This is a genomic window from Pseudomonas sp., assembly GCF_037994325.1.
In the GTDB taxonomy this organism is placed as follows: domain Bacteria; phylum Pseudomonadota; class Gammaproteobacteria; order Pseudomonadales; family Pseudomonadaceae; genus Aquipseudomonas.
Genome location: NZ_JBBNAH010000503.1, coordinates 1 through 8,340 on the forward strand (window position 1 = coordinate 1; position 8,340 = coordinate 8,340).

The window sequence follows — 8,340 nt, forward strand, 5'->3', positions numbered from 1 at the left end:
CCCGCTTGCGGGAGAGGGTTGGGGTGAGGGGCTTTTGATTTTGATCTACCCGCCACGTTCATCGCAGGCCAAATGGAATCGCCGTGGACGAGGTTGAGCGGCAGGGACGCCGCGAGAGGCACATCGGGCCATGGAAGGCCAGTTGTGCCGTGCCCCTGGAGCGGCGATGGAATGAGGGCACCCGCAGCGCAGCGAAGGGCCAAGGTAGGGGCAGCGTTTTTGGTTCCTTTTTTGTGGTCCGGCATCCCGGCGCTTGAAAAAAGGGACTCGCGCGTAAGGCGCGAAACCAAACGCTCAGCCCACGCGGTAACGAAGACCACCACTAACCCCAACCCCAAAAAAACCTACGGTTTCAACCGATACCCCACCCCCGCCTCCGTACTAATAAACCTTGGATTCGCCGGATCATCCGCCAACTTCTGCCGCAAATGCCCCACCACCACGCGCAAGTAATGGGTGTCTTCCACATGGGTCGGCCCCCAAATATCTTTAAGCAATTGCTGCTGCGTCACCACCCGCCCGACGTGTTGTGCAAGTTGCGCTAACACCGCGTATTCCTTACGGGTCAAGCTCACATCAACACCCTCAAGCGTCACCCGCCGATAGGCAAAATCCACGGTCAACGGCCCAACATTTACCGACGCCTCGGGGCTCTCGCCGGCCTGCGATTGGCGCAGCAACGCCCGCACCCGGGCGAGAAATTCCTGAATGCCAAACGGCTTGGTCACATAGTCGTTGGCACCACTGTCCAGCGCCTTGACCTTCTCCCCTTCGCTGGCCCGCACCGACAGCACCAGCACCGGCACTTGCGACCATTCGCGCACTTCACTGAGCACCTGCTGGCCGTCCATATCCGGCAAACCAAGGTCGAGCACCAGTAGGTCCGGTTTGGATAACGCAGCCTGTGCCAGGCCTTCAGTGCCGGTCGCGGCTTCGATCACGGTGTAGCCCTGGGCGGCCAGGCTGATGCGCAGAAACTTGCGAATCTGCGGTTCGTCGTCGATCAATAAAATGGTGCTGGCGTTGCCTGTCATAGGGAGTCGTTGTCGGCAGGAGGTTGTGGGTGCAGGGGCAAGTGTAGGGTCAAGCTGGCGCCGCGCCCATCCAGACCTGCACCCACGGTTACCCGCCCGCCATGGGCGCCGACCATGCCTTGGCAGATGGCCAGGCCCAAGCCGGTGCCCTGCCCGCCTCGGTCGCCACGGGCGGCGGTGTAGAACATGTCGAAAATTTTCGCCCGCTCGGCTTCGGGAATACCCGGCCCTTGGTCGCTGACGGCGATGCGTAGTTCGCTGGCGTCACTGTCGACGGCCACCCGCAGGCGCCCGTTTGTTGGGGAAAAGCGTGCGGCGTTTTCCAGTACGTTGATTAGCGCCTGTTCTATCAGCGCGGCATGCACGTAGAGCAGCGGCAACTCCGCCGGCACCGCTGTCTCCACCTGCAGTGGCGCCAATAGCGGACGTAAACGCTGCAGGGCACTGGCGACGATATCGACCGGCGCTACCCAGTCGCGTGCCAGTTTTAGCCCACCGTGCCCCAGGCGGGTCATGTCCAGCAGGTTTTGGATATAGCGGTCCAGGCGTTCGGCTTCGTCGCGGGTGCTTTCCAGCAGCTCGATACGGTCGCTGTGCGGCAATTGGCCGTCGAGGGTCAGCAGGCTGTCGATGGCGCCGCGCATGGCGGTCAGCGGGGTGCGCAGGTCGTGGGAGACCGAGGCCAGCAAAGCGCTGCGCAGTTGTTCGGTTTCGCCGTGCAGGCGCGCGGCTTCAAGGTCTTCGGCCAGTTGCGCGCGGGCCAGCGCCTGGGCCAATGGCTGGCCGAGGGCAGCCAACAAACGCCGCCGTTCTACCGCCAGCGGCTGCTGGTTTTTTGGGCTCACGCCAAGCAACAGTAACGGCCCCTCTTCGCCCGATAACGGCCACCACCACCAACGTCCGCTGGGCAAGGTATCGGTGCCTAAACCGGCTGCCTGGTCGTGTTGCCAGGCCCATTCAGCGGCCATACGTTCGGCATCGCTAAGCGGCTGGGCAACACCGCCCTCGACGGTCCATACGCCCTCTTCTGCGCGGTTGAGCAAGCAGATGTCGATATCACTCCAAGCCGCCAATTGCTGGCTGGCTGCCTGTACCACGGCCTGGCGGTCGGTAGCGGCAGTGAGTTTGCGTGACAGCTCAAGCAAGGCTGCCGTTTCACTTTGGGTTTCGCGCAGCACGCGCAATTGCCGGCGTTGCCGCGCCGCCAGGTTGCCGGTCAGCGCTGCCATCAGCAGAAAGAACAGCAGGGTCAGCACGTCTTCATGGCGGTGAATGGCCAGGGAGAAATGCGGCGGAATAAACAGAAAGTCGTAGGCCAGAAACGACAGCACCGCGCAGAGCAGCGCCGGTCCGGAACTGGTGCGCACCGCCACCAGCAGCACCGCCGCCAGTAATACCAGGGAGATATTCGGCAGCGGTAATACCTGCGCAACCGCCCAGGCTATAGCCGTTGCCACCACTGTTGCGCCGACCGCCAACAGGTAGTCGGCGCGTTGCAGCGGATGGCGCGAGCGTGGCGTGCGCGCGCGCCGTTCGGGCTCGCTATCGAGCACGCTGATTTCCAACCCTTGAGCATGGCGCAGCAGCCGTTGTGCCACCCCGGCACCCAACCAGCGATGCCGACTGCGGCCGACCAGAATCACACTGGCGCGGCGTTCATCAGCATGTTGAATCAGGGTTTTAGCCACCTCGCCGGCACGCAGGCTGACCACCTCGCCACCCAAGCGTTCGGCCAATTGCTGCGCCGCTTGCAAGCGTGCCCGCGCGTGTTCATCACGGGCGCTGCCGGTGTCGACATGCACCAGGCTCCAGGGCAAATGCCGACGTTCAGCTACGCGGCAGGCATGGCGCACCAGCCGCTCGGCCTGGCTATCGGCATCAATACCCACCAATAAGCGGCCACGTACGGCGGGCGCTTCCTGGCCGAGTTGGCGATAGCGCTGGTTAAGGTCGGCATCCACCCGCGCGGCCGCGGTTTGCATCGCCAGTTCGCGCAGGGCGGTGAGGTTGGTCTGGCTGAAAAATGCATCAATGGCGGCGCGGGCCTGTTCGGGCACATACACCTTACCGTCGCGCAGGCGCTCCAGCAGTTCGCGGGGCGGCAGGTCGATCAGCAGCAGTTCGTAGGCTTCTTGCAGCACCCAATCGGGCACCGTTTCGCGCACGTGCACGCCGGTGATGTCTTGTACCTGGTCGTTAAGGCTTTCGATGTGTTGCACGTTGACCGTGGTGTACACATCGATGCCGGCAGCGAGCAGGTCTTGCACATCTTGCCAGCGCTTGGCGTGGCGGCTGCCGGGGGCGTTGGTGTGGGCCAGTTCGTCAATCAGCGCCAGTTTTGGCGGCTTGGCCAATAGGCCGTCGAGATCCAGCTCGGTGAGCTGCATGCCACGATAGTCGAGGCGTTTGAGCGGCTGTTGCGGCAGGCCGACCAGCAGTGCTTCGGTTTCGGCGCGGGAATGGGTTTCCACCACCCCGGCACGCAGGTCAACGCCCAAACGCAACTGCGCCTGGGCGGCTTGCAACATGGCGTAGGTTTTACCCACACCGGGGGCGGCGCCCAAAAACACCTTGAGGCGGCCGCGGCCGTTACGGGTATCCACCTCTGCCAACAACGCATCGGCGCGTTCGCTATCGCTCATGTTGCTCCAAAAAATTCGATTTGCAGACCGTCGTTCCCGCCAAGGCGGGCAGCCTGCGTGTTACCGGGCAACGCATTCGCCACACCACTCTGGATCCCCGCCTGCGCGGGGACGACGGGAGACAACCTACGTTTATTGACCCTGTTCAGCCAGTGCCAAATTCAGCGCCAGCACATTCACCACTTCCGGCCCAATCAACGGCCGTTGGGCGTTCTGCTCGACCAGGCGTTTTAGCGCATCAGTACTGATGTTGCGCGCCGCAGCAATGCGGCTGATTTGGTACTGCGCCGCCGCCACGGGCAAGTCGGGGTCCAGGCCGCTGCCAGAGGTGGTCACCAAGGCCATGGGCACGGCGCCCTGCCCGGCTACGGCGAGTTTGTCGCTGTCGCCGGCAATGCGTTCACGCAGCGCCGAGTTGCTCGGTGCCAGGTTGCTGGCGCCGCTGGAAACGGTGGCAAAGGCGCCCGCCGAAGGCCGCGATTGGAACCACTGTTCGCCCTCAAACGGTTGGGCAATCAGGCTGGAGCCGCGCAGGCGGCCCTGGCTGTCGTGGATCAGGCTGCCGTTGGCTTGATCGGCAAAGGCCAGTTGAGCCACACCGGTTACCGCGAGCGGATAAGCAACGCCGGTTAACAACGTCATCAGGGCAATCAGGCTTACGGCAGGACGTAAATAACTGTTCATGGTTGTGTTTCTCCTAAAACGCGGCCTCACGCCAGACCCAGGCTAGTCAGCAACAGGTCGATCAATTTGATCCCAACAAAGGGTGCCGCCAAACCACCCACGCCATAGATCAGCAGGTTGCGGCGCAGCAGGCTGGCCGCATCCACCGCCTCCACCCGCACACCACGCAGAGCCAACGGCACCAGGGCGATGATGATTAGGGCGTTAAAAACAATGGCCGAGAGAATCGCGCTTTGCGGGCTCTGCAGGTGCATCACGTTCAGCACGCCCAGTTGCGGGTAAATGCTGGTGAACAAAGCCGGCAAAATGGCGAAGTATTTGGCCACGTCGTTGGCGATGGAAAAGGTGGTCAACGCACCACGGGTTACCAGCAATTCTTTACCCACTTGCACCACGTCGAGCAGCTTGGTGGGGTCGGAATCCAGGTCCACCAGGTTGGCCGCTTCACGCGCCGCCGAGGTGCCGTCGTTCATCGCCATACCCACGTCGGCCTGGGCCAAGGCCGGGGCGTCGTTGGCGCCGTCACCACACATGGCGACCATCTTGCCGTCGGCCTGTTCGGCACGAATACGCGCGAGTTTTTTCTCCGGAGTGGCTTCGGCAATCACGTCATCCACGCCCGCTTCAGCAGCGATGGCGGCGGCGGTCAGCGGGTTGTCGCCGGTGACCATCACAGTGCGAATCCCCAGTTGGCGCAGCTCGGCAAAGCGTTCGCGAATACCGGGTTTAACCACGTCTTTAAGGTGGATGGCGCCGAGCAATTTGCCGTCAGCACAGACCAGCAACGGCGTGCCGCCACTCTGGGCAATTTTGTCGATTTCGCGCGACAGCACCGCAGGCATTTCCCGGCGTTGCATGCCGACAAAGGCCAGCAAGGCATCCACCGCGCCTTTGCGAAAAATGCGGGCGTTAAAGTCGACGCCAGACAAACGGGTTTCCGCGCTAAACGGAATCGCGGTCACGCTACTGCGCTGCGGCTCGTCCATCGGGTGCAGACCGCGCAGGTATTCGACGATGGATTTACCTTCCGGAGTGTCATCGGCCAGCGAGGCCAGCAACGCACCTTCGGCCAACTCTTTACCGCTCACACCTGGCGCCGCGTACAGGGCGCTGCAACGGCGGTTACCAAAGGTGATGGTGCCGGTTTTATCCAGCAGCAACACATGCACGTCACCGGCGGCTTCGACCGCACGGCCGGACTTGGCGATCACATTCAGGCGCACCAGGCGGTCCATACCGGCAATACCAATCGCCGACAGCAGGCCACCGATGGTGGTCGGAATCAGGGTTACCAATAGCGCTACCAAAAACACCAGCGGCAGTGCGCCACCGGAGTAAATGGCGAACGGTTGCAGGGTAACCACCACCAGCAAGAAGATCAGGGTCAAGCCGATCAGCAGGATATCCAGCGCGACTTCGTTGGGGGTTTTCTGCCGTTTGGCGCCTTCCACCAGGGCGATCATGCGGTCCAGGGTCGACTCGCCTGGGTTAACGCTGATGCGCACCAGCAGCCAGTCGGAAACCACACGGGTGTTGCCGGTCACGGCCGAGCGGTCGCCACCGGATTCACGAATGACCGGCGCCGATTCACCGGTAATCGCGGCCTCGTTTACCGCAGCGATACCTTCAATCACTTCGCCGTCGCCGGGAATCAGTTCGCCCACTTCCACCCGTACAATTTCGCCTTTGCGCAGCGAAGCGGCCGGCACGGTTTCAAAGGTGCCGTTATGCAAACGACGGCGGGCAAACAGACCTTGAGTGCCGGCGCGCAGGCTGTCGGCACGGGCTTTACCGCGCCCTTCCGCCAGGGCTTCGGCAAAGTTGGCGAACAGTACGGTAAACCACAACCACAGCGCGATTTGCACGGCGATAAAGGTCGGTACCGGTTGGCCCGGCAGGCCGCAGAGCACGGTGGTGAAAATGGCGGTGAGTTCCACCACCAGCATCACCGGCGAGCGCACCAGCTGGCGCGGGTCGAGTTTGACGAAGGCTTGCACCATCGCCGCTTGCCACTGATTACGCGGCTTGGCCGGCGCAGTAGCGGCTTGCACAGGTTGCATTTTGGCGTTCATGACAAATCCTTCTTAGTGACCCAGCAGGCTTAAGTGTTCTGCCACCGGCCCAAGGGCCAATACCGGCAGAAAGGTCAAACCGCCCACCAGCAAAATGGTGATGGTCAGCAGGCTGACAAACAGCGGGCCATGGGTCGGGAAACTGTTCTGCCCTACCGGCACACTGCGCTTGGCCGCCAGGCTGCCAGCAATCGCCAACACCGGCAGGATGTAGCCGAAGCGGCCGAGGATCATCGCCAGGCTAAGCATCAGGTTGTGGTACGGGGTGTTAGCGCTAAAGCCGCCAAACGCCGAGCCGTTGTTAGCGGTGCCGGAGGTGTAGTTGTAGAGAATCTGGCTCAGGCCATGGGCGCCGGGGTTGCTGACCGAGGCGTTAGCAAAGGGCATGGCAGCGGTGAGCGCACCCAGCACCAGCACACCGATCGGCATTACCAACAGGGTCAGCACCAGCAAACGCACTTCGCGGGCTTCGAGCTTCTTGCCAAGGTATTCCGGGGTGCGGCCAACCATCAGGCCGCAGAGAAATACCGCGATCAGCACGAACAGCAACATGCCGTACAAGCCGGCGCCGACGCCGCCGAAGATCACCTCGCCAACCATCATGTTGAACATCGGCACCATGCCGCCGAGGGCGCTAAAGCTGTCGTGCATGGAGTTAACCGAACCGCTGGAGGCAGCGGTGGTTGCTACCGCCCACAAGGCCGACGCGCCAATACCAAAGCGGCTTTCCTTGCCTTCCAGCGAACCGCTTTGCTCGATATTCAAGCCAGCCAGTGCCGGGTTGGGTTGCAACTCGCTGTACAGGGTTACGCCGACACCGAGCACCAGCAGCATGACCATGCAAGCCAGAATGGCGCGGCTTTGGCGCAGGTCTTTAACGTAATGGCCAAACATAAATACCAGCGCCGCTGGAATCAGCAGGATGGAGGCCATCTCAAACAGGTTGCTCCACACCGTTGGGTTCTCGAACGGGTGCGCCGAGTTCAGGCCAAAGAAGCCACCGCCGTTGGTGCCCAATTGCTTGATGGCAATCTGGCTGGCGGCCGGACCCAGCGGCAGGCTTTGTTGGCCGCCTTGCAGGGTTGTGGCATCCAGGTAATGGCTAAAGGTTTGCGGCACGCCCTGCCAGACCAGGAACAGCGCCAAGGCCAGGCACAGCGGCAGCAGGCCATAGAGGGTGCCGCGAGTCAGGTCGACCCAGAAGTTGCCGAGGGTTTGGCTGGAGCGGCGCGAAATGCCACGGCACAACGCGACCAACACCGCCAGGCCGGTGGCGGCGCTGACAAAGTTCTGCACGCCGAGGCCAACCATTTGGCTGAAATAACTCAAGCTGGCTTCGCCGCTATAGGCTTGCCAGTTGGTGTTGGTAACAAAGCTGACGGCGGTGTTAAACGCCAGGGTCCATTCCAGACCCGGCATGCCCTGCGGGTTAAGCGGCAACGCGCCTTGTGCCATCAAGATGACAAACAACAGCAACAGGCCGGCGACGTTAAACGCCAGCAAGGCGATGGTGTACGCCTTCCAATCCTGCTCCTGTTTGCCATCCACGCCGGCCACCCGATAGGTGAACCGCTCCACCGGCTGCAACAGCGGCGAAAGCCAGGTACGCTCGCCCTCCATCACCCGGTAATAAAAACGCCCGAGCCAGGGTGCTGGTAGCAGCACCAAAGCAAAGAAGGCGACCAGCAACAACACAACATGACTGTCCATTGCCAACTCCTCAGTTACGGCCAGCGCGCAACAGCGCAACCAACAGGTAAATGAACAGTCCGCTGGCTAACAGCAGGGACAACCCGTCCAAGAGATGCATGGGGTATTTCTCCGTCATACGGCAAATGCCGCTGGTGGAGAATTGTCCGAGTGAAGGGTGTAAAGGGACGAGATACAGAGCTGCGCTTAGGCGTAAAG

At 62.0% G+C, this 8,340-nt stretch carries 6 protein-coding genes; all 6 read right to left on the reverse strand.

All coding sequences use genetic code 11. The annotated features are described in order from the left end of the window. Positions 1-344: 344 nt before the first annotated feature. The 6 genes from AAAB16_RS17000 to kdpF all read right to left on the reverse strand — a co-directional run bounded on the left by AAAB16_RS17000 (position 345) and on the right by kdpF (position 8,242). Entirely contained in the window at positions 345-1,034 is a 690-nt protein-coding gene (locus tag AAAB16_RS17000) for a response regulator (protein ID WP_340664384.1), read from the reverse strand. Next, positions 1,031-3,676 carry a sensor histidine kinase KdpD gene (locus AAAB16_RS17005; RefSeq protein ID WP_340664385.1) on the reverse strand — a complete coding sequence of 882 codons (2,646 nt, stop codon included), beginning with the start codon at positions 3,674-3,676 and terminating at the stop codon, positions 1,031-1,033. Before AAAB16_RS17005 ends, AAAB16_RS17000 begins: the two co-directional genes overlap by 4 nt. Positions 3,677-3,808: 132 nt before the next feature. Next, positions 3,809-4,360 carry a potassium-transporting ATPase subunit KdpC gene (gene kdpC, locus AAAB16_RS17010; RefSeq protein ID WP_340664386.1) on the reverse strand — a complete coding sequence of 184 codons (552 nt, stop codon included), beginning with the start codon at positions 4,358-4,360 and terminating at the stop codon, positions 3,809-3,811. Positions 4,361-4,386: 26 nt separating this feature from the next. After that, the gene (gene kdpB, locus AAAB16_RS17015; protein WP_340664387.1) at positions 4,387-6,432 is read right to left on the reverse strand and encodes a potassium-transporting ATPase subunit KdpB; all 2,046 of its coding nucleotides are present in this window, start codon (positions 6,430-6,432) and stop codon (positions 4,387-4,389) included. Positions 6,433-6,444: 12 nt separating this feature from the next. Beyond that, positions 6,445-8,142, reverse strand: coding sequence for a potassium-transporting ATPase subunit KdpA (kdpA, locus tag AAAB16_RS17020; RefSeq protein WP_340664388.1), 1,698 nt, complete (start codon positions 8,140-8,142; stop codon positions 6,445-6,447). Positions 8,143-8,152: 10 nt separating this feature from the next. Next, entirely contained in the window at positions 8,153-8,242 is a 90-nt protein-coding gene (gene kdpF, locus AAAB16_RS17025) for a K(+)-transporting ATPase subunit F (protein WP_340664389.1), read from the reverse strand. Between the last annotated feature and the right edge of the window lie 98 nt (positions 8,243-8,340).

Coding starts and splice junctions, on each gene's coding strand:
- AAAB16_RS17000 (WP_340664384.1), bottom strand. CDS start 1,034: ATGACAGGCAACGCCAGCACCATTTTATTGATCGACGACGAACCGCAG.
- AAAB16_RS17005 (WP_340664385.1), bottom strand. CDS start 3,676: ATGAGCGATAGCGAACGCGCCGATGCGTTGTTGGCAGAGGTGGATACC.
- kdpC (WP_340664386.1), bottom strand. CDS start 4,360: ATGAACAGTTATTTACGTCCTGCCGTAAGCCTGATTGCCCTGATGACG.
- kdpB (WP_340664387.1), bottom strand. CDS start 6,432: ATGAACGCCAAAATGCAACCTGTGCAAGCCGCTACTGCGCCGGCCAAG.
- kdpA (WP_340664388.1), bottom strand. CDS start 8,142: ATGGACAGTCATGTTGTGTTGTTGCTGGTCGCCTTCTTTGCTTTGGTG.
- kdpF (WP_340664389.1), bottom strand. CDS start 8,242: ATGCATCTCTTGGACGGGTTGTCCCTGCTGTTAGCCAGCGGACTGTTC.